Origin of the sequence: Ferrovibrio sp. (genome assembly GCF_025869515.1) — a bacterium.
Classification (GTDB): Bacteria; Pseudomonadota; Alphaproteobacteria; order Ferrovibrionales; family Ferrovibrionaceae; genus Ferrovibrio.
In genome coordinates, this window is sequence record NZ_JAOZVR010000041.1 from 53,748 (window position 1) to 73,169 (window position 19,422).

Annotated in this window: 22 protein-coding genes; 15 read left to right on the forward strand and 7 right to left on the reverse strand. The window is 65.9% G+C overall.

What is annotated here, in order from left to right; all coding sequences use genetic code 11:
• Window positions 1-301 precede the first annotated feature (301 nt).
• On the forward strand, window positions 302-748 hold the full coding sequence (locus OJJ21_RS05865; protein ID WP_297684090.1) for a cupin domain-containing protein: 447 nt from the start codon (window positions 302-304) through the stop codon (window positions 746-748).
• 6 nt (window positions 749-754) lie between these two features.
• Here OJJ21_RS05865 and OJJ21_RS05870 read toward each other — a convergent pair whose 3' ends face one another.
• Window positions 755-1,396 (reverse strand): TetR/AcrR family transcriptional regulator, encoded by a 642-nt coding sequence (locus tag OJJ21_RS05870; protein WP_297684092.1) that lies wholly within the window; start codon window positions 1,394-1,396, stop codon window positions 755-757.
• A gap of 111 nt (window positions 1,397-1,507) precedes the next feature.
• On the opposite strand from OJJ21_RS05870, the gene OJJ21_RS05875 reads away from it, so the two are divergent.
• Window positions 1,508-2,758 (forward strand): MFS transporter, encoded by a 1,251-nt coding sequence (locus tag OJJ21_RS05875; protein WP_366092473.1) that lies wholly within the window; start codon window positions 1,508-1,510, stop codon window positions 2,756-2,758.
• Between the two features lie 316 nt (window positions 2,759-3,074).
• The gene (locus tag OJJ21_RS05880) at window positions 3,075-4,166 is read left to right on the forward strand and encodes a hypothetical protein (protein ID WP_297684096.1); all 1,092 of its coding nucleotides are present in this window, start codon (window positions 3,075-3,077) and stop codon (window positions 4,164-4,166) included.
• Window positions 4,167-4,188: 22 nt separating this feature from the next.
• On the opposite strand, the gene OJJ21_RS05885 is transcribed toward OJJ21_RS05880, so the two are convergent.
• Entirely contained in the window at window positions 4,189-6,291 is a 2,103-nt protein-coding gene (locus OJJ21_RS05885) for a thioredoxin domain-containing protein (RefSeq protein WP_297684098.1), read from the reverse strand.
• Between the two features lie 60 nt (window positions 6,292-6,351).
• Between OJJ21_RS05885 and OJJ21_RS05890 the strand changes: the two genes are divergently transcribed.
• The 3 genes from OJJ21_RS05890 to mnmE all read left to right on the forward strand — a co-directional run bounded on the left by OJJ21_RS05890 (window position 6,352) and on the right by mnmE (window position 8,527).
• Entirely contained in the window at window positions 6,352-6,609 is a 258-nt protein-coding gene (locus OJJ21_RS05890; RefSeq protein ID WP_297684100.1) for a DUF6489 family protein, read from the forward strand.
• A gap of 3 nt (window positions 6,610-6,612) precedes the next feature.
• Window positions 6,613-7,014, forward strand: a complete 402-nt coding sequence (locus tag OJJ21_RS05895) for a (2Fe-2S) ferredoxin domain-containing protein (protein WP_297684102.1) — start codon at window positions 6,613-6,615, stop codon at window positions 7,012-7,014.
• Window positions 7,015-7,183: 169 nt separating this feature from the next.
• Window positions 7,184-8,527: a tRNA uridine-5-carboxymethylaminomethyl(34) synthesis GTPase MnmE gene (mnmE, locus tag OJJ21_RS05900; protein WP_297684104.1), complete on the forward strand. Its 1,344-nt coding sequence runs from the start codon at window positions 7,184-7,186 to the stop codon at window positions 8,525-8,527.
• A 56-nt stretch (window positions 8,528-8,583) separates the two neighbouring features.
• On the opposite strand, the gene OJJ21_RS05905 is transcribed toward mnmE, so the two are convergent.
• A complete protein-coding gene (locus tag OJJ21_RS05905; protein WP_297684106.1) occupies window positions 8,584-9,288 on the reverse strand; it encodes a hypothetical protein in 705 nt (234 codons plus the stop codon).
• Between the two features lie 320 nt (window positions 9,289-9,608).
• Here OJJ21_RS05905 and OJJ21_RS05910 point away from each other — a divergent pair, with 320 nt between their 5' ends.
• Window positions 9,609-10,115, forward strand: a complete 507-nt coding sequence (locus tag OJJ21_RS05910) for a PAS domain-containing protein (protein WP_297684108.1) — start codon at window positions 9,609-9,611, stop codon at window positions 10,113-10,115.
• 8 nt (window positions 10,116-10,123) lie between these two features.
• Window positions 10,124-10,714: a GNAT family protein gene (locus OJJ21_RS05915; protein ID WP_297684110.1), complete on the forward strand. Its 591-nt coding sequence runs from the start codon at window positions 10,124-10,126 to the stop codon at window positions 10,712-10,714.
• Between the two features lie 6 nt (window positions 10,715-10,720).
• On the opposite strand, the gene OJJ21_RS05920 is transcribed toward OJJ21_RS05915, so the two are convergent.
• From OJJ21_RS05920 to OJJ21_RS05935, 4 genes are all read right to left on the reverse strand, one after another.
• On the reverse strand, window positions 10,721-11,140 hold the full coding sequence (locus tag OJJ21_RS05920; protein WP_297684112.1) for a hypothetical protein: 420 nt from the start codon (window positions 11,138-11,140) through the stop codon (window positions 10,721-10,723).
• Window positions 11,141-11,282: 142 nt separating this feature from the next.
• Window positions 11,283-12,068 carry an alpha/beta hydrolase gene (locus OJJ21_RS05925; protein WP_297684114.1) on the reverse strand — a complete coding sequence of 262 codons (786 nt, stop codon included), beginning with the start codon at window positions 12,066-12,068 and terminating at the stop codon, window positions 11,283-11,285.
• Between the two features lies 1 nt (window position 12,069).
• Complete coding sequence (locus tag OJJ21_RS05930; RefSeq protein WP_297684116.1) at window positions 12,070-12,342, reverse strand: DUF3303 family protein; 273 nt, start codon at window positions 12,340-12,342, stop codon at window positions 12,070-12,072.
• Between the two features lie 10 nt (window positions 12,343-12,352).
• A complete protein-coding gene (locus OJJ21_RS05935; RefSeq protein ID WP_297684118.1) occupies window positions 12,353-13,138 on the reverse strand; it encodes an MOSC domain-containing protein in 786 nt (261 codons plus the stop codon).
• Window positions 13,139-13,238: 100 nt separating this feature from the next.
• Between OJJ21_RS05935 and OJJ21_RS05940 the strand changes: the two genes are divergently transcribed.
• The 7 genes from OJJ21_RS05940 to OJJ21_RS05970 form a co-directional block, all read left to right on the forward strand.
• Window positions 13,239-13,658: a DUF4149 domain-containing protein gene (locus tag OJJ21_RS05940; RefSeq protein ID WP_297684120.1), complete on the forward strand. Its 420-nt coding sequence runs from the start codon at window positions 13,239-13,241 to the stop codon at window positions 13,656-13,658.
• 162 nt (window positions 13,659-13,820) lie between these two features.
• Entirely contained in the window at window positions 13,821-15,698 is a 1,878-nt protein-coding gene (gene mnmG, locus OJJ21_RS05945) for a tRNA uridine-5-carboxymethylaminomethyl(34) synthesis enzyme MnmG (RefSeq protein ID WP_297684122.1), read from the forward strand.
• A gap of 136 nt (window positions 15,699-15,834) precedes the next feature.
• Window positions 15,835-16,287 carry a VOC family protein gene (locus OJJ21_RS05950; RefSeq protein ID WP_297684124.1) on the forward strand — a complete coding sequence of 151 codons (453 nt, stop codon included), beginning with the start codon at window positions 15,835-15,837 and terminating at the stop codon, window positions 16,285-16,287.
• Between the two features lie 56 nt (window positions 16,288-16,343).
• Window positions 16,344-16,979 carry a 16S rRNA (guanine(527)-N(7))-methyltransferase RsmG gene (gene rsmG, locus OJJ21_RS05955; RefSeq protein WP_297684126.1) on the forward strand — a complete coding sequence of 212 codons (636 nt, stop codon included), beginning with the start codon at window positions 16,344-16,346 and terminating at the stop codon, window positions 16,977-16,979.
• A gap of 104 nt (window positions 16,980-17,083) precedes the next feature.
• A complete protein-coding gene (locus OJJ21_RS05960) occupies window positions 17,084-17,887 on the forward strand; it encodes a ParA family protein (RefSeq protein WP_297684142.1) in 804 nt (267 codons plus the stop codon).
• Between the two features lie 155 nt (window positions 17,888-18,042).
• Window positions 18,043-18,972, forward strand: coding sequence for a ParB/RepB/Spo0J family partition protein (locus OJJ21_RS05965; RefSeq protein ID WP_297684128.1), 930 nt, complete (start codon window positions 18,043-18,045; stop codon window positions 18,970-18,972).
• Window positions 18,973-18,980: 8 nt separating this feature from the next.
• Window positions 18,981-19,422: hypothetical protein (locus tag OJJ21_RS05970; RefSeq protein ID WP_297684130.1), on the forward strand; the 442-nt coding region annotated here is incomplete at its 3' end.

Sequence of the window (19,422 nt, forward strand, 5' to 3'; positions counted from 1 at the left end):
CCCCGGCAACGAGGCTGGACAACGAGGTATGCCATCATGACTGAAAGTCACGATGCCGGCGGCCTGATAAAACGCTTCCCCGGTCCCGTGGTTCCGACCCTGCGGTTCCGGTTTGCTCCCGGTTTGACCCGGTCGGTTCCCGTATTGCCACGTCACAACAGATTGGGCACTTTTGCCGCGCGATCCAGTGTCTGGCGATGACGTGCCCGTGACTGCTGACAGAATCTGGCAGGCCTGGCCCTGCGGCGCCGTTTCGGCACCGCACGCCGCCGTTCTATCCTGCCGCAGGGAGGCATGACACATGAATGAGGCGAAGGATTGGCGCTCAGGGGTCATCGTGCGGCGCGCGGCGGCGGTGACTGCCGGCAGAGCGGCCGGCGGCGGGCGGGCCACCGTTTTCGATTTCGCCGGCCCTGATGCCCGGACGGGGACTGGCGGCACCCGAACCTGGATCGGCAGCGTCAGCGTGTCGCCGCAGTCCAATACCGGACCGCATCATCACGGCCGCCACGAGGTGACGATCTATGTCGTGGCGGGCCGCAGCGAAATCCGCTGGGGCGAGCGGCTGGAATATGCCGCCGAGATCGGCCCGGGCGATGCGGTCTATTTCGCGCCCTTTGTGCCGCATCAGGAACGCAGCCTGGAAAGCGATGCACCGGTGGAATATCTGGTGGTGCGCAGCGACAACGAGAAAATCGCGATCAGGCGCGACGACATCACGCCGGTCGAACGCCCGGACCTGATGTAACGCGCGTTATTTTCCGAGATGGCTGTCGATCAGCCGCTCGGCCGCCGCGACCAGCATGCGGGCCGGCCCGCCGCCGGCATGGAAAATCTGGCCGGTGACGAAGGCGCCCTCGATCAGCAGCATCAGCCCGTCGCCGAGCTGTTTCGGATCGTCAGCACCCATATCGGCGGCGAGCTCGGCCAGCCGCAGCCGCAGCGCCTGCTTATGCTGCTCCGACACCTTGCGGGCCGGATGGTGGTCGTCGGGATATTCCACGGCGGTGTTCGACAGGCCGCAGCCGCGATAGTTCGGCCCGCCGGCGCGTTCGCCGAGATCGCGCAGGTAGCTGAGCAGGCCCTCGCGCGGATTGTCCTGGCCGGCCGTCTCCAGCCTGGCCTCGAAGCGCTGCCAGAATTCGGCGTCGTAGTCGCGCAGATAGGCCGCCGCCAGTTCGTCCTTGGACGGGAAGCTGCGATACAGGCTCGGCTTGGTGACGCCGGCCCGGGTGACGATCTCGTCCACCCCGACCGCGCGGATGCCCTCGCGATAGAACAGCTCGCGCGCGCTGCGCCGGATCTTGTCGGCGGCGCGCGGCGGATGGGTCTGCGGCGGGGCAGCCGTTTCAGGCGTCTCGGCGGCCGGGTCTCCGCTCACGATTTTGCGCGTCATGGAGATTGGTCCTTGACAATGTTACCGACCGGTACGCATATAAGCGCACCATAACACGTACCGGTAAGTCACATGAGCTTAGCACGCCCCGCCTTCCCAGGCAAAAAGATCTTGGGCCAGAAATATGCGTTCGTCGTCGTCGGCGTCATTTTCCTCTGCCTGCTGGTCGCCGCCGGCCTGCGCTCCACGCCCAGCGTGCTGCTGGTGCCATGGGAAAAGTCGTTCGGCTGGAGCCGCGACACCACCTCGCTGGCCGCCGCCATCGGCATCTTCCTCTACGGCCTGGTCGGACCCTTTGCCGCAGCATTGATGCAGAGTTTCGGCATCCGCCGCACGCTGCTGACCGCGCTGGCGCTGATGGCGGGCTCCACCGCGCTGTCCACCCTGATGACCGACTCCTGGCACCTGATCGCCAGCTGGGGCGTGATGTCCGGCCTGGGCTCGGGCGCCGTGGCGCTGGTGATGGGCGCCACGGTCACCAACCGCTGGTTCGTCCGCAACCGCGGCCTGGTCATGGGTCTGCTCACCGCCAGCACCGCCACCGGCACGCTGATCTTCATCCCGCTGCTGTCGGCGATTGCCGAGGCCGGCGGCTGGGCCACGGTGGCCTGGACCGTGGCGATCGCCTGCGCCGCGTTGATCCCGCTGGTCTTCTGGCTGCTGCCGGAACGCCCCGCCGATATGGGGCTGATGCCCTATGGCGCCACCGAGATGGCACCGCCGGCACCGCCGGCGCAGAACCCGCTGGTGTTTGCCGTCAGCGCGCTCGGCCGCGCCTCGAGGAAGCCCGACTTCTGGTTCCTGTTCGCCACCTTCTGGATCTGCGGCTTCACCACCAACGGCCTGGTCGGCACGCATATGCTGTCGTTCTGCGGCGACATGGGCATCGCGGTGACCACGGCGGCCGGCGTGCTGGCGCTGATGGGCTTTTTCGACCTGTTCGGCACCACCGCCTCGGGCTGGCTCACCGACCGCTACGATCCGCGCAAGCTGCTGTTCATGTATTACGGCCTGCGCGGCCTGTCGCTGGTCTACCTGCCCTATACCGATTTCTCGCTGGTCAGCCTGTCGGTCTTCGCCGTCTTTTACGGGCTGGACTGGATCGCCACCGTGCCGCCGACCGTGCGGCTCGCCACCGAGGCCTTCGGCGAGCGCGATGGCCCGGTGGTGTTCGGCTGGATCGCTGCCGGCCATCAGCTCGGCGCCGCATCGGCCGCCTTCTTCGCCGGCTGGATGCGCGTGCAGCAGGGCAATTACTTCGAGGCTTTCGTGATCGCCGGCGTCACCGGCGTGATCGCCGCCGGGCTGTCGCTGCTGATCCGCGGCCGCAAGGGCCAGCAGCCGCTGGCGGCGGCGGTATAAATGCCGCCGCGACATACAGGAGTATATGGCGTGGAGTACAAGAGCATGTAAATCGCATCGGGCCGGATCGTTCGATGCGATTCACAAAGACGACATGCTGAAAATGTGATGGCATTGCCCCGGGGAAAGCGGGGGCAGTGCAGCGATCCTGCGCTGGGCAGCAATGCAAAAGCTAAGCAGCGAAATACGCAGGTGCGCCAGCATTGCGCTTGTTGTCATTGTCGGACTGGTGGTGTTCGTTGGCGGCATATGGGTGCTGGAATTTCTGTTCTTGAAGCTGTTCCGGGATACTCTTGATATTAAGTCCGCCATTACCTTGGTCGCCACAACCGGTGTGGGCCTGGCGCTTGCTTTACTGTTGGCGCCGATCACCCGGTATGTTGCGGTGACGCAGCCGGCGCGGCGCGAATCGGTCGAGAGCTACTACAAGGCCAAGACCATCGCCGAATACCTGCAGCAGTTCCGGTCCTCCGGTGACCTGTGCAGTATGCTGCAGAACTGGCAGCCGGGTACCGATCCGGGCAAGGCTGAGAGCGAAGCAGTGAAAGAGAAGTTCACGCTTATCCTGGATGAATGTTTCGGCGCCAAGCGCTTCTACTATGCGCTGGTGCTGCTGGTGCTGATCAGTGCGCCGATCCTGTTCGGCGCCATCGAGAGCGGGCTGATCCTGGTCAGGAACGGCTACAAGACATCCGGGGCTGAGGCCATGCACGTCCTCGGCTTGCGCGCCGACAAGATCAGCATTGCCGCCATCGCCGGTGCCTACACCTGGATCGTCGGCGATGCGATCACCCGCAATTACCAGGGCACGCTGAACGTTTCGCATCTCTACTGGTATGCCCTGCGCATGCTGATCGCGGTGCCGCTGGGTTACGCCATCGCCAAATTCACCACCGATGCGTCCTTCGGCACTGCCATCGCCTTCCTGATCAACCTGTTCTCTTATGATCGCATCAGCTCGATTTCTGCCAGCCTGGTCAATCGCGCCCTGAATATGCCGGCATCGGCGGCGGACGAGAACAAGGACATTCTGATCAAGCTGCCGGGCATCGATACCCGCACGGCCGAAATCATGGCGGCCGAAGGCATCACCACAATTGCCGGGCTGGCTGCCGCTGATCCGATCCTTGTCGCTGCGCGGACGGGACTGCCCTTCGATCTGGTCGTGCGCCGGATCGATGCGGCGCTGCTCTGGCAGTATGCGGGCACCGATCTGCTGGTCATGCAGCATTTCGGCTGGGCGGGTGCCAGCGACGTGATCGACTACCAGATGGCGCCGGTGCCAGCGCTGCTGACCGATATGGCACTGCTGACGGCCGGAAAAAACGTCGCTAGCCTGGAGAACATCGTCAGGCAGGTGAATGCCAATGATTACGCCCAGTTCATCCGGCGCCTGATCCGCAGCTGACGATGCCTCACACCGCCCGGGCTTATACTGCTCTGGTCGCCTTGAGCGAGGCGGCCAGTTCGGCCGGGGTGGTCACCGGCAGGCCGCAGGTGGGCCCGAGGCAGACATAGGCCGTCGGCTTGCCGTCGATCTGCGTCTTGCCGATGGCCGGGTGGGTGTCGGGCAGCGTCGCATCGGGCGATGTCACCAGCACCACGCGGTTGGGGATCGAGACAGTGTAGGCCGCGGCCACCAGCGCATCGGTGGCGGCCTCGCCGCGGCGGCCGATGATCGCCACCTGCACGGCATTCAGGAACAGGTCGACGCCGTTGAGGAAACTGCCCATCGGGAAGAAGTTGCGGCCGATCTCGGGCGAGAAGGCATCGATCAGGTTCTGTGCGCGCTCGCGCCAGACCAGCTCGCCGGTGAGATACCACAGCCGCGCGAACACGCCGACCAGCATGCCGTTGCCGGCCGGCGTGGCGTTGTCGGCCGCGTGGCGCGTGCGGGTGACCAGATCCTCGGCGTCTTTTGACGTGAAGAAATAGCCGCCGTTCACCGGGTCGGCGTAATCGCTCTCCACGGTTTCGAGCCAGCGTTTCGCCTGCTCCAGATAGGCGGGATTGCCGGTGGCCTCGAACAGCGCCAGCGCGGCGGCCGACATGTTGGCGTAGTCATCCAGCAGGCCGGGGAAGACCAGGATGTCGTTGCGCCAGCTGTGGCCCAGCCGATCCTCGCCTTGCTGCAGGGTACCGACGATGAAACTGTAGGCGCGTTCGGCAGCCGCCAGCCAGGCCGGCTGGGCATACTGCTGCGACAGGTCGGCGAGGCTGGCGATCATCAGCCCGTTCCAGTCGGCCAGCACCTTGTCGTCCCAGCCCGGCTTGATGCGCTTCTCGCGCGCCGTGAAGAGTTTCTCGCGCGCGATCTTCAGCCGCTTCTCGCCGGCCTCGTCTTTCAGGTCGGGCGCCAGCGAGCGGCGCAGGATGTTGCTGTGCTCCCAGTTGCCGTCCTCGGTGACGTCATAGGCGGCGCAGAATTCGCCGGTATAGGGCCCGAGAATCTCGGCGACCTCGGCCTTGTCCCAGACGTAGAAGCGGCCTTCCTCGCCTTCGGAATCGGCATCCTGCGTGGCGGCGAAAGCCCCGCCCGCCCCACTGCTGTCCTGGGCCAGCATTTCGCGCAGCAGCCAGCCGACGGTTTCCATGATGCGCTGGCGCAGCACGGCGTCATGCGTCTCGGCCTCGACCAGCGCCATATGCGACAGCAGCTGGGCGTTGTCGTAGAGCATCTTCTCGAAATGCGGCGCCAGCCATTCGGCATCGGTGGAATAGCGCGCGAAGCCGCCGCCGAGATGATCGTAGATGCCGCCCTGCGCCATGCGCATGATCGTGGTGACCACCGCCAGCGAGTAATCCGGGATGCCGGTGCGCAGGTAAGCGCGCCACAGCAGGTCGAACAGGCCGGTCTGCGGGAATTTCGGCGCCGTGCCGATGCCGCCCCGGTCGGGATCGACATGACCGAGCACCTGCGCCGCCACCTGGTCGAGCACTTCGTTGCTCAAGGGCAGGCGGTCGCGGCTCTGCGGTTTGGACAGGTTGCGCAGCGCGCCGACCAGCATCCTGGTATTCTGCGCGATGGCATCGGGTTTCTGGTGCCAGGCCTCGGAGATTTTCTCCAGCACCTCGCGGAAGCCGGGCCGGCCGTAGCGGCTCTCGGGCGGAAAATACGTGCCGCCCCAGAAGGGCTCGCCCTTCGGCGTCAGGAACATGGTGAGCGGCCAGCCGCCCTGTTCGCCCAGCACCTGCAGGGCATTCATGTAGATGGTGTCGATATCCGGCCGTTCCTCGCGGTCGACCTTGATGTTGACGAACAGCTCGTTCATCACCGCGGCGATCTCGGGGTTTTCGAAGCTTTCATGGGCCATGACATGGCACCAGTGGCAGGCGGCATAGCCGATGCTGAGCAGGATCGGCTTGTTGGCGTCCTGGGCGGCGGCCAGCGCCTCGGGGCCCCAGACCTGCCAGTGCACCGGATTGTCGCGATGCTGCTGCAGATAGGGCGAGGCGGCCCGGTCCAGATTATTCCGGTCCGTATTGTTGCGCCCCTTCTCGTTCTTGGTCCCTGACAACGCGCCTCCGGTCATGCTAGGTATTTGTCCTGCTTCTCAATTCGGGCATTTCCCTCAAAGCAGTATGGTGCAGCGATGAAGGTCACTGTCAATGTCGATTGCACGCCGGAGGAGGCCCGCACCTTCCTCGGCCTGCCGGATGTGCAACCCCTGCAGGAGGCCGTGATGGCCCAGATGCAGGAGAGCATGCTGAGTTCGCTCAAATCCATGGAGCCGGAGGCGCTGCTGAAGACCTGGGGGCCGATGGGAATGAACAACCTGGAGCAGATTCAGAAATTCTTTTTCAGCCAGTTTCCCGGCGGGGCGGCGGGCGGCGGCGGCACGAAGAAGTAGATCATGGCGATCCGTTATCAGGTGCGCCCCCCGGCCAAGGCCGGCGACCCGGCCGATTTCTACCGCGCCCATATCTTCGTCTGCACCAACGAGCGGCCGGAAAACCATCCGCGCGGCTCCTGCGCGCGCAAGGGCGCCGAGAAGCTGCGCAACTACATGAAAACCCGCGCCAAGGAACTCGGCATGGGGCTGGAAGATGGCGTGCGGGTCAACAATGCCGGCTGCCTGGAACGCTGCGAACTCGGGCCGACCATCGTGATCTATCCCGAGGGCGTGTGGTACCGCGCGGACACGTTCGCCGATATCGACGAGATTCTGGATGTGCATGTGAAGCAGGGCGGCCGGGTCGCGCGCCTGTTGCTGAAGCCGGAAGACGGCCCGGATCACAGCGAAAAGAAGAAGTGAGGCGAGCGGCGACCAACCCTCTGTTCGTCATGGCCGGGCTTGACCCGGCCATCCACGTGCGAGGGTTCGCCCCAGTCTCTGCAAGTCCTGTGAAGCGGCTGGACATGGATGGCCGGCCAAGAAGCTCTCTTGGGCCCGGCCATGACACGGTTGGGGCATGGGCGCGGCGATGACCCCGCAGACCATCTACGCGCTGTCGTCCGCGCCGGGCCGCGCCGGCGTGGCGGTGATCCGGCTCAGCGGGCCGGATGCCGCCGATGCGCTGGAGGCGCTAACGGGCGGCAACCTGCCGCGCCCGCGCAGCGCCGGTCTGCGCAAGCTGAAGGACGACAGTGGCGCGCTGCTCGACGAGGGCATGGTGCTGTGGTTTCCCGCGCCGCACAGTTTCACCGGCGAGGATGTGGCCGAGCTGCAGGTGCATGGCGGCCGCGCCGTGCTGGCGGCGATCTTTGCAGCCCTGGCGAAACTGCCCGGCCTGCGCCTGGCCGAGCCGGGCGAGTTCAGCCGCCGGGCGTTTGAGAACGGCAAGCTCGACCTGACTTCCGCCGAGGGCCTTGGCGACCTGATCAATGCCGAAACCGAGGCCCAGCGGCGCCAGGCTTTGCGGCAGATGCAGGGCGCGCTCGGTCAGCTCTACGAGGGCTGGCGCAACCAGCTCACGCGCGCGCTGGCCCATCTCGAAGCCGATATCGATTTCCCCGACGAGGACCTGCCCGAGGGCGTGGCGGCCGAAGTGCGACCGCAGCTCGCCCGCCTGCGCGAGGAGATCGCCGCGCATCTGGCCGATAACCGTCGCGGCGAACGCCTCCGCGACGGGTTGATGGTGGCGATTGTCGGCGCGCCGAATGTCGGCAAGTCGTCGCTGCTCAATGCGCTGGCGCAACGCGAGGCGGCGATCGTCTCCGATATTCCCGGCACCACGCGCGACGTGATCGAGGTGCATCTCGATCTCGGCGGCTATCCGGTCGTGCTGGCCGATACCGCCGGGCTGCGCGAGAGCGCCGATAGTATCGAGAGCGAAGGCGTGGCGCGCGCCCTGAAGCGGGCGGAGTCCGCCGATCTCAAGCTGGTGGTGCTCGACGCCACACAGAAAACCGTGCCGCCGGAAACCGCTTCGCTGATCGACGCCGATGCCATCGTGATCGCCAACAAGGTGGATGGCGGCAACGCATTGCCTGTCGGGGATATCAACGGCCGGCCGGTGCTGCCGGTCTCGGTGCGCGCCAATACCGGCATGACGGCTTTGCTTGATGTGCTGGAGCAGGAGGTCATCGCGCGGATTGGTCTGACAGGCAGCGCGACCCTGACCCGCGCGCGCCACCGCGAGGCGCTGACCGACTGCATCGCGGCGCTGGACCGCTTCGTGCGCGGCGCCGAACGCCACAACACCAGCGCGGAGCTTGCCGCCGAGGATGTGCGGCTGGCGGCCCGCGCGCTCGGCCGCATCACCGGCCGCATCGATGTGGAAGATTTACTGGACGTGATCTTCCGCGATTTCTGCATCGGGAAGTAGCCGGCATTCGGTAGCAAACGCACCTGCAGCGGTGAGCCGTGAGGTGGGCGGTTGCCCTATGTTGCATCGTTGCCATCTGCACTTACGGCGAAGCGGCGCTTGCCTTTTATTGGGCCAGGCCCGTCGTCGAATATGCAGAATTTGGTCGTGCGCTCCCGGTCGAAAGCATCAAAATACTTAACTTCGCCCCAAATGTGGTACCGCCCCGCCGTGGTTTTTTCATCGAAGGTATTGCGGTCAAAATCGGGGAGAAATACCGGGGTTGTGTGGAATTGGTTGGGGCCGATATTTGTCATAGAAATGGGGTGTCGCTTCTCTCCCGCCATCCCAGGGCCCCTACTAATCCAGCCGTGCAGTTTGTACGCGGGCGTTTGTCCAGCATTTCGCAAGTTGATCAAGACATGCTCTGGCAATTCATCACTACCAATAACGAATTGAGCCGAATCATACCCGACATAGGCCCGCAACTGTCGTTCGGCCGTCCGCTCACTCTGCAGCAACATAAATTCAGATGCTTGGGCGGCCTTAATGGCTGCTTCAGTGGCGGTTCGATTTTGCTGGAGGGTGCTGCGAATATACCAAATGCCCACGCCTCCTACGCCAGCCTGCAAAAAAGCGGCGAGCATCATCCACCAAGCCCAGCGCGCCATTTCTTGCTGGGCGTCGAGATCATCTTTCTCGCGTTGAGTTTTATCGGCGGAATCGTCCTTAGCGGCCTCGGCTTCAAGCGCTCCAGTGATGCGGCGGAGGAAATGGAGCAAGAGGGCCGGCGAGATTCGGTCCCAGCTTTCCTCTGGTTCTGCTGCTACCCCGGCGGCGCTCTCGTGGCCGCTATCTCGCTGGCCTACGGTTTGCGCCTGTACTACGGCTATTGGTGACGAGCACAGAGATGCGATGAGGCAGCCTCTAACTGCAGCGCAGTGCAACCAATTGCTTTTAGACATTGGATCAGAATGCCCCCCCTGAATCCCCCGCCTCCGATCTTATGGGCGAGGGCCCGCCCTGTCCCGGGGATTTTCGCACCGCCGGCCGGCCGCCCCGGCACCTAGCCCGGTATGCCGGAACCGGCTAGCCTGCGGTTATGAGCGTGCCGCTGTTCGACGACATCACCAGCAGCTGGGACATGACCGGCCTCGACGTGCCGCTGCTGCTCGAGGCCTACCGCTACTGGCTGTCCAAGACGGGCGACCGGCCCTGGCCGCTGCGCAGCAGTATCGAGCCGACCGAGATTCCGCGCCTGCTGCCCTACCTGTTCCTGATCGAGGTACCGCAGATCGGCCCGCCGATGCGCTATCGCGTCCGCCTGGTCGGCACGGCCTTCCGGCCCTTCTTCGGCACGGATATCACCGGCCACGAAGTGCGCGAGGAGGAGGTGAGCCCGGACCGTGCGCAGTTCTGCATCGACTGGCGCGAGATCCTGCAGCGCGGCACGCCGCGCTGGGCCCGCATCCGCCAGCGGGTCAGGGGCGAACAGGCGGAGCGCGACGGCATCGCGGCGGCGCGCTTCACCGGGCTGGTGATGCCGCTGTCGCGCGATGGCACGGCCGCCGACATGCTGCTGGGCGCCACCGTCTACGATCCGGTATAGTCCTGACCATGGCCGACGCCTTTCCCAGTCTGAAAACCCAGCGCCTGCTGCTGCGCGCCTTCACGCCCGCCGATGAAGCGGCCTTTGCCGTGTTCGCGGTGAAGGAGGAGTTCTGGAAATTCCTGCCCGGGCCGGCGCTGGATGCCGGGCTGGTGAAACGCTTTGTCGCCGCCCGCGTCATCGAGGCCGAGCAGCCGTCGGGCCGCGACTGGCTGTTCTGCGTCGAGGAAAAGCAGCTGGCGCGCGCCATCGGCATGGTGCGGCTGAGCATCGCGTCGCCGGAACACCGCCAGGGCAATATCGGCTTTTCCTTCGACGGCACGCTGCGCGGCCAGGGCTATGCCTCGGAGGCGATGCAGGCGGTGCTGCGCTTCGGCTTCGCCGAACTGGGCCTGCACCGGATCACCGCGCTGGCCGATGCGGAGAACCAGCGCAGCCATGCGGTGCTGAAGAAGCTGGGGTTCCGCCAGGAAGGCCGGCTGCAGCAGAATTTCAACGTGCGGGGCGAGTGGCGCGACAGCGACCTGTTTGCCCTGCTGCGCGGCGAATGGCCGCCGGCGGCCGATCCTCACGCTGACGGCGGCACGGCGCTGGCTTAAGTCACGTTACGTCTTCGGCCAGTGCACCACCGGCAGCGCGCCTTCCACCGGCCGGCCGGTGCGCGGATCGATCTTCAGGTCGCGGTCGCGGCCGTCGCGGGTGCGGTACTGCACCTCGTAGCGGCCGTCCTCCCAGTCGATATCGCGGATGAAGGCGAAATCGGGCCGGCTCTCGATCTGGACGATGATCTGCGACAGCGACAGCGCGCCCGCCGGCGGGCCCCCGGGCGGTTCCACCTGCGCGGCCGGGTCGCCGGTGACGTTGCTCAGGGACCCGGAGGGCAATGACGGCGCGCCCTGCACCGGCAGGATGCCGGCACTGCCGCCGGCAGGCGGAGGGTCGCCCCGCACCGGCTCGATGGCCTGGGCGGGAAGGGCGGTGCCGCTGAGGGCGCCGAGCAGGATCAGGGCGGCGAGGTTGTTCATGGCGAGGCTCCAATAGGTCCCGGATCGGGCATTTCGCCCTTGTCTGGCCCCTAGGACGCCTCCGGATTATGGCATCAGCAGGGCCGGCCCGGGGCAATCGGGCGGCGATTCGGCGGAGTCGTCATGCCCGTCGCCGGCCCTGTCAGCCGGCAACCTGTGCCAGGAAAGCGCGCAGCACGGCGGTAAACTCGGCGGCGCGTTCGTCATGCGGGGTATGCCCGGCGCCCTCGAAAATCTGCAGCCGGGTGCGCGGATTGAGCGCCGCCATGCGGTCGATCTCTTCGCGCGTCACCGCCCAGCTGGTTGTGCCGTGCATCAGTAAAATCGGACAGACTATGGCGGCCCAGTCGTCGCTCCAGTCGCCGGTCAGATGCGCGCGGGCTTCCTCATGCCAGGCATCGGAAAAGCGGAAGCCCCAGCCGTCCTCGTATTCCACCAGGCTGTCGAGGAAGTAGCGGTCGACGCCGATCGGTGTGGTGGCCATGAAGGCGAGGAACTGGTCGAGCGTTTCCCAGCGCAACGGCCAGGACTCGCCCGGCTGGGCCGGGCCGAAGCGGCAGCCGATATCTTCCACGATCAGCGCCCGCACCAGGTCGGGCCGCCGGGCGGCGAGCTGGTAGCCGTTCACGCCGCCGAAGGAATGGCCCATCAGCACGACCGGGCCGCAATCCAGATGCTCGATCATCGCCGCGACATCCTCGATGAAGGCGGCGCGCCTGCGGTCCGGCGCATGATCGCTCCAGCCATGGCCGCGCTGGTCCATGCCGGCGATGCGCCAGTCCGGTCGCAAGGCTTGAGCAAGGGGCGCATAGTTGCGGCCGCAGCCGGCGCGGCCGTGCAGGGCCAGCAGGGTGTGCGATGCGTCGCCGCCGAAGTCGACATAGGACAGCTTGACGCCGTCTCGCGTCAGGTAACCGCGCCGGCCCATCCTACAGCTGCTCCGCCAGCGCCGCCGCCGTGTCCTTGCCCGGCGTGACCGGCACGATTTCGAACGCCACCAGGTCGGACCAGGCGGCGCACCAGCGCTGCAGCAGCGTCACGTCATCGCATTCCATCACCTGGAAACAGCGGCCGAGATCGGCGCTGACCCAGCTTGCCACGAAGCTGAGGCCCTCGGGCATCATGCGGCCCTGGTCGCGGAAGCGGCGATACACCGCTTTGGCATCCTGGTTGCGGATATGCTCGATCACCATGAACTGCATCGCCGCGCCCTCAGTAGATTCGGCCGACGCGGTCGCCGGGCCGGATCGTGCCGCCCTGGATCACGCGGGCATAGACGCCGCATTTGTTATGGTCGTAATCGCGGTTCAGCAGGCCGACCAGGTCGCTGTCCGGCACACCGGTATCGGGATTGACATGCGTCGCCGCGCAGCGGCCGATGACCGCCTCGACCTGCAGCACGGTTTCGCCGATCTGGAGTTTCGAGCCGACCCATTTCATCTCGGCCCAGGCCGGGAAACCATCGACCAGCAGGTTGCCGCGCAGACGGCGATAATCGAGCGGCGCAGCATTCCCCAGCCTGCGGCCGAGTTCGAGCAGCGTGGCGGTATTCTGGATCGAGAGATAAGGATCGGGCACATCGGCGAACCAGGCGCCCGGCGCTTCCGCCACCTTGACGCTGCCGCGCGTGACATCGGGCCCGAGATGGTCGAGCACCACTTTCTCGATGGCGGGGCGACTGATCGGCGCGGCGAGGTCGGCATCCTGCACCAGCACCCTGCCGGCCTTGGCGATGGTGATGCGCGTGCCGCCCGCATCGAAGCTGCATTCAAGGGCTGCGAGCGGCGGGTTGCGGATCCAGGTGAGGAAATGCGCCTTCTTCTGGAAGGCCGGCGCGGTCGCATCGAAGGCCGAGCCGCCATGCGCCAGCGCGAAGCGGCGGTCGCCGGGTATCGGCTGGTCCGGCGTGAGCGGCGCGGCGTCCAGTTTCTGCGGCGTCAGGCCTTTGACGGGGAAGCGGACGATGGAGAGAAGGGAGGCAGTCTGATCCTGTGTCATGGCCTTTCTATGGCCAAGCCGCTGAGTCCGGTCAACGGCGGAATTGCACCTCAAATGTCCCTCTGCGAAATTGAGCATAGTCACATAGAGAGATATTCAAATGCTGCTGCACGCCGTTGCGCTTTACGCCACCGCCATCCTGCTCGGCGCGATGCTGTTCTTTTCCTTCATCGTCACACCGGTGGTGTTCAGGGCACTCGATGGCGAACATGCCTCGCGGTTTCTGCGCGCGCTGTTTCCGCTCTACTACCTCGTCATCATCCTGTTGGGTGCGATTGCGGCGCTGATGCTGGCGCTGGTCGAATATCCGCTGCCGGCGGCAGCGCTGGGCGTGACCGCGGCCCTGGCCGTGCTGACGCGGCAGGTCCTGATTCCGCAGCTCGATGCCCTGCGGCCGGGACGGGCGGCGGGCGAGGCTGCAGCGACACGCGCGTTCCGCCGCCTGCACGGCCTCAGCATGCTGCTCAACCTGGCGCAGATGGTCGCGGTCGCCGGCGCGCTATCCGTGTTTGTTCTTTAGGCGGCGAGGATCGGACCACACCCCTTTTCTCACTAGAACAAAAAGAGAATACAACATTAAATCAGCCAGTTTCACGTGAAACGGGTCGGGTTTCCCGTGCAAACCTGCCCGGCAGCCGATTCCCTTTGACGGCTTGGCCCCCTGTGCGTAAAACCCGCGCCCATGCACAGCAGCTTCGATGTCATCGTGATCGGCGGCGGCCATGCCGGCTGCGAGGCCGCAGCGGCCGCGGCCCGGCTCGGCGCGCGCACCGCCCTGGTGACGCACAAGCCCGCGACCATCGGCGAGATGTCTTGTAATCCGGCGATCGGTGGCCTGGCGAAAGGCCATCTGGTGCGCGAGATCGATGCGCTGGATGGCGTGATGGGCCGCGTTTCCGACACCGCCGGCATCCAGTTCCGCATGCTCAACAAGTCGAAGGGCCCGGCGGTGCGCGGCCCGCGCACCCAGGCGGATCGCAAACTCTATCGCCAGGCGATGCAGGCGGTGCTCGCCGAGCAGACGAATCTCACCATCATCGGCGCCGCTGTCGAAGACATCCGCATCGAAGCGGGCGAAGTGCGCGGCGTGGTCTGCGGCGATGGCACATTCATCGCCGCGCCGAAAGTGATTCTGACGACGGGCACGTTTCTGCGCGGCCTCATTCATATCGGCGAAGAGAAGATTCCGGCCGGCCGCGTCGGCGAGGCGCCGTCGCTCGGCCTCTCGAAAACCCTTGAGAATTGCGGCTTTTCGCTGGGTCGCCTGAAAACCGGCACGCCGCCGCGGCTCGATGGCCGCAGCATCGACTGGTCGGCGCTGGAGATGCAGAGCGCCGACGATCCGCCGGTGCCGTTCAGCTTCCTGACGACGCAGATCACCACGCCGCAGATCCAGTGCGGCGTCACCTACACAAGCCAGGCCGGCCACGACCTCATCCGCGACAACCTGCATCGCGCGCCGATGTATTCCGGCCAGATCGAAGGCACCGGTCCGCGCTATTGCCCGTCGATCGAGGACAAGGTGGTGCGCTTTGCAGGGCGCGACCGTCATCAGATCTTCCTCGAGCCCGAAGGCCTGGATGACGATACCGTCTATCCGAACGGCATCTCGACCTCGCTGCCGCGCGATGTGCAGGCCGGCCTGCTGAAAACCATTCCGGGCCTGGAAAACGCCGTCATGCTGCGGCCGGGCTATGCCATCGAGTATGATTTCGTCGATCCGCGCGAACTGAAACCCACGCTGGAGACCAAACGCCAGCCCGGGCTGTATCTGGCCGGCCAGATCAACGGCACCACCGGATACGAGGAAGCCGCAGCGCAAGGCCTGATCGCCGGCCTGAACGCGGCTTTGTCGGCCGGGGGCGGGGACACCCCATTCATCCTCGGCCGGGCGGATGCCTATATCGGCGTGCTGATCGACGATCTGGTCACTTTGGGCACCCGCGAGCCCTACCGCATGTTCACCAGCCGGGCGGAATACCGGCTGAGCCTGCGGGCGGATAACGCCGACCAGCGCCTGACGCCGCTGGGACTGGCGCTCGGCTGCATCGGTGTTGCACGTGAAACAGCCTGGAAATCCAAGGAAAACCGCCTTTTTTCGGCACGAGAGCTGGTCCGCGCGCTGAAAATGACCCCGCCGGAACTGGCCAAACGGGGCCTTGGCATCAACCAGGACGGCCAGCCGCGCACGGCTGCCATGCTGCTGGGCTACCCGGACATGACCGTGGCCCGTCTTTCGGCGATCTGGCCCGAACTGGCCGGCCTGGCGCCGGAAATTGTCGAGCAGATCGAGATCGACGGGCTCTATGCCGGCTATATGGAACGGCAGGAGGCCGACATTGTCGCCTTCCGCAAGGATGAGGGCCTGATCCTGCCGGAAGGACTCGATTACGATGCCGTCGGGGGCCTCTCCAACGAGGTGCGCGCCAAGCTGAAACAGCATCAGCCCGGCACGCTGGGGCAGGCGGCGCGGATTTCCGGCGTCACTCCGGCGGCTTTGTCGGCCCTGCTGGGCTACGTCCGGAAAGCCAGGCGCGGCGGCAGCGAAGCGGCTGAATAAGCGATTTCAATGGGTTAGAGGGTAAAAAGGGATGTTTCACGTGAAACATCCCCTTTATTTTGCCCGAAATCCCACAAATGTCCCGACCCGGCCGGGGCCGGTGGCGCTACACTGAATAAAAACCAGAGGAGCGCCCATGTCCGTCCCGCCCGCCGCCGCGGCCCATGCCCCGGAAAACGACCATCCCGGCGTCGTCATCCCCTGCCTGCGCTATCACGACGCCCCGGCCATGGTGGAATGGCTCTGCACGGCCTTCGGCTTCCGCAAGCAGCTGGTGGTGCCGGGCGGCGAGGGGAAGGTGGCGCATGCCCAGCTCTGCTACGGCAACGGCATGATCATGCTGGGCTCGGCGGCGATGGAGAATGAATATGGCAGGCATATCGCCCAGCCGGCCGACATCGGCGGCCGCGAGACCCAGACCGTCTATGTGGTGGTGCCGGATGCCGACATGCAGTATGCCCGCGCCAGATCCGCCGGCGCCGAGATGCTGATCGAGATCAGGGACGAGGATTACGGCGGCCGCGGCTTCACCTGCCGCGACCCGGAAGGCCATATCTGGTCGTTTGGCACCTACGATCCCTGGAAATAGCCCGGTTTTCACGGGAAACACCTGACAATGACGGGGTCTTGCGGCATAACCCGCCCATGACCCCCGCAGAGTTTCAGACGGCCACCGGCTGCAGCGATACCGCCATCGCGCGGCTGGTTGCTTATGCCGGTCTCATCGAGAAATGGCAGAAAGCGATCAATCTGGTGGCGCCGAACACGCTGCCCGACCTGTGGCAGCGCCATTTCCTCGATTCCGCGCAGATTCTCGACTATGCGCCACCGGGCGCCACACGCTGGCTCGATCTCGGCTCCGGCGGCGGCTTCCCCGGCCTGGTCGTCGCGGCCCTTGGCATCGCGACCGTGCATCTGGTGGAAAGCGACCAGCGCAAAGCGGCCTTCCTGCGCGAAGCCGCGCGCGCCATGGGCCTGGCCAGTGTGACGGTGCACGTGAAACGCATCGAAGCCATGGAGGCGACAGCCCTCCACACCGCCATGGGCGGCGCGCCGCAGGTGATCTCGGCCCGTGCCCTGGCACCGCTGAAAGAGCTGATCGGCCTGGCACGGCCGCTGGGCCGCGCCGAAACCGTCTATCTGTTTCCGAAGGGCCGGCAGGCCGAGGATGAATTGACCGAGGCCCGGCGATATTGGACAATTCCCGACGCGGAAATGCTGCCGAGCCGGACCGATCCGGCCGCCCGCATCCTGCGCCTGAGGGGATTGGAACCCAAGTGACCAGTACAGAACAAGAACAAGGCTCCGAGCAGGGCTCCGGCTGGGGTGACGACGACACGCTGGGCGCCGAACTGGCTGCCGCGGCGGCCGACGATGCCGGCCTGGTGCCGCAGCCCGCCCGCCAGGGCCGCGTGCTGGCGATCGCCAACCAGAAGGGCGGCGTCGGCAAGACCACGACGGCGATCAATCTCGCCACCGCGCTGGCCGCCGTCGGCGAGCGCGTGCTGCTGATCGACTCCGATCCGCAGGGCAACGCCTCCACCGGTCTCGGCCTCACGCATGAGGAGCGCGACTTTGGCACCTATGAACTGCTGATGGGCGCCGCCGAACTGCATGAGACGATCCGGCCGACGAAAGTGCCGAACCTCTCCATCGTGCCGGCCAATGTCGAACTGGCCGGCGCCGAGCTGGAGATGATGGATCTCGAACATCGCACCCATCGCCTCAAGCATGCCATCGAAGGCCGGCTGGCCGAGTTCGATCACATCCTGATCGACTGCCCGCCGTCGCTCACGCTGCTCACCGTCAACGCGATGGTGGCGGCCGATGCCGTGCTGGTGCCCCTGCAATGCGAGTTCTTCGCGCTGGAAGGTTTGTCTCAGCTCCTGAGAACAGTCGAGCGCGTGCGCACCACGCTGAATCCCACACTCGATGTGCAGGGCGTGGTGCTGACCATGTTCGACAAGCGCAACAACCTGTCCGACCAGGTCGCCGCCGACGTGCGCGGCTTCCTCGGCGAGAAGGTTTACGAGACCGTGATCCCGCGCAATGTGCGCATCTCCGAGGCGCCGAGCCATGGCGTGCCGGCATTGATCTACGACCACCGCGCGCCGGGCAGCACCGCCTACATGGCGCTGGCCCGCGAGGTGATCAAACGCGAGCAGGCTTTGCGCGACGCGGCGGAGTAGAGATGGGCGGAGTGACACCATAAGTCGTCACCCTCGGATTTATTCCGAGGGTCCATCTGCGCGACCCGAAGCGCGGATGGCTGGGATGGACCCTCGGCCAAGGAGGCGTTTCTTGGGCCCGAGGCTGACGTTTTGAGTTTAGAGGTATCGAGTTCATGATCGACGATCCGAAACGCCGCGGCCTCGGCCGTGGTCTTGCAGCATTGATGGGCGAACCCGCACCGGGTTCCGAGGCGGCCGCCGCGCGCGGCGCGGCCGGCGGCGTGCGCGAAATCCCCATCGAGCAGCTCAAGCCCAATCCCTACCAGCCGCGCAAATTCTTCCAGAAAGAGGCGCTGGAGGAACTGGCGCAGTCGATCAGGGCCAAGGGCGTGCTGCAGCCGCTGCTGGTGCGCCGCGCCAAGGACGGTACCGGTTATGAGATCATCGCCGGCGAGCGCCGCTGGCGCGCCGCGCAGATCGCCAAGATCCATGCCGTGCCGGTGGTGATCAAGGATATCACCGACCGCGACGCGGTCGAGATCGGCCTGATCGAAAACCTGCAGCGCGAAGACCTCAACCCGATGGAGGAGGCCGGCGCCTTCCTCCAGCTGGCCGATGAATTCAAATACAGCCAGGACCAGATCGCCCAGGTGATCGGCAAGAGCCGCAGCCATGTCGCCAATATCCTGCGGCTGCTGCAGCTGCCCAAGCCGGTGGTGCAGATGATCATCGAGGGCAAACTCAGCTCGGGCCAGGCGCGGCCGCTGATCGGCCATCCGCTGGCCGAGCAGCTCGCCCAGCGCATCGTCGAGGGTCAGCTGACGGTGCGCCAGGTCGAGAAGCTGGTGGCGGTCGGCCGCGAGGTCGGCACCCCGGCGGCGGCGAAGAAGGGCGGCCGTCCGCCCTCGGCGCCGAAGCCGAAGACGGCCCCGGCCGGCAAGGACGCCGACACGCTGGCGTTTGAGCGCGGCATCACCGCGGCGCTGGGCCTGAAGGCCGAGATCGAGGCCGAACCCGGCAAGCCGGAAGCCGGCCGCCTGGTGCTGCATTACCAGACGCTCGAACAGCTCGACGAACTGGCCAAGAAGCTGAGCCGGCGCTGATCTGATCGATGCCGCCGTCCTGGCAGCCCTTCGCAATTTTCGCCCGGTTGTTCGGCGGGGGCGATGCGCTGGCCGGCCATCGCGAGAAGATCCTGTTCCGCATTGCCGTGGTGAGCGCCGCGGTGCTGGCGCCGTTCGGCGTCAGCAACCTGTTCATCGACCGCGTGCCGCTCGGCCTCGCCATCCTCGCCACCGTCATCGTGCTGGTGATCGATGCGGTGGCGATCCATCGCGGCCGCAAGGCGCCGGTGCCGTTCGGCCTGCTGCTGGTGCCGGCAGTCTGCGCGGTCGGAATCCTCCTCTACCAGCAGCCGGCCTATGGCGTGCTGTGGACCTATCCCGTGCTGCTGTTCTGCTATTTCGTGCTGTCGCGCCGCGTGGCGGTGACGGTCAGCCTGGCGCTGCTGGCCGGCACCGCCACGCTGGTGCTGGTGCAGGTCGATGCGGCCA

What these genes read in the sequence shown, in the direction of transcription:
- OJJ21_RS05865 (WP_297684090.1), top strand. Translation starts at nt 302, where the DNA reads ATGAATGAGGCGAAGGATTGGCGCTCAGGGGTCATCGTGCGGCGCGCG.
- OJJ21_RS05870 (WP_297684092.1), bottom strand. Translation starts at nt 1,396, where the DNA reads ATGACGCGCAAAATCGTGAGCGGAGACCCGGCCGCCGAGACGCCTGAA.
- OJJ21_RS05885 (WP_297684098.1), bottom strand. Translation starts at nt 6,291, where the DNA reads ATGACCGGAGGCGCGTTGTCAGGGACCAAGAACGAGAAGGGGCGCAAC.
- OJJ21_RS05890 (WP_297684100.1), top strand. Translation starts at nt 6,352, where the DNA reads ATGAAGGTCACTGTCAATGTCGATTGCACGCCGGAGGAGGCCCGCACC.
- OJJ21_RS05895 (WP_297684102.1), top strand. Translation starts at nt 6,613, where the DNA reads ATGGCGATCCGTTATCAGGTGCGCCCCCCGGCCAAGGCCGGCGACCCG.
- mnmE (WP_297684104.1), top strand. Translation starts at nt 7,184, where the DNA reads ATGACCCCGCAGACCATCTACGCGCTGTCGTCCGCGCCGGGCCGCGCC.
- OJJ21_RS05910 (WP_297684108.1), top strand. Translation starts at nt 9,609, where the DNA reads ATGAGCGTGCCGCTGTTCGACGACATCACCAGCAGCTGGGACATGACC.
- OJJ21_RS05915 (WP_297684110.1), top strand. Translation starts at nt 10,124, where the DNA reads ATGGCCGACGCCTTTCCCAGTCTGAAAACCCAGCGCCTGCTGCTGCGC.
- OJJ21_RS05920 (WP_297684112.1), bottom strand. Translation starts at nt 11,140, where the DNA reads ATGAACAACCTCGCCGCCCTGATCCTGCTCGGCGCCCTCAGCGGCACC.
- OJJ21_RS05925 (WP_297684114.1), bottom strand. Translation starts at nt 12,068, where the DNA reads ATGGGCCGGCGCGGTTACCTGACGCGAGACGGCGTCAAGCTGTCCTAT.
- OJJ21_RS05930 (WP_297684116.1), bottom strand. Translation starts at nt 12,342, where the DNA reads ATGCAGTTCATGGTGATCGAGCATATCCGCAACCAGGATGCCAAAGCG.
- OJJ21_RS05935 (WP_297684118.1), bottom strand. Translation starts at nt 13,138, where the DNA reads ATGACACAGGATCAGACTGCCTCCCTTCTCTCCATCGTCCGCTTCCCC.
- OJJ21_RS05940 (WP_297684120.1), top strand. Translation starts at nt 13,239, where the DNA reads ATGCTGCTGCACGCCGTTGCGCTTTACGCCACCGCCATCCTGCTCGGC.
- mnmG (WP_297684122.1), top strand. Translation starts at nt 13,821, where the DNA reads ATGCACAGCAGCTTCGATGTCATCGTGATCGGCGGCGGCCATGCCGGC.
- OJJ21_RS05950 (WP_297684124.1), top strand. Translation starts at nt 15,835, where the DNA reads ATGTCCGTCCCGCCCGCCGCCGCGGCCCATGCCCCGGAAAACGACCAT.
- rsmG (WP_297684126.1), top strand. Translation starts at nt 16,344, where the DNA reads ATGACCCCCGCAGAGTTTCAGACGGCCACCGGCTGCAGCGATACCGCC.
- OJJ21_RS05965 (WP_297684128.1), top strand. Translation starts at nt 18,043, where the DNA reads ATGATCGACGATCCGAAACGCCGCGGCCTCGGCCGTGGTCTTGCAGCA.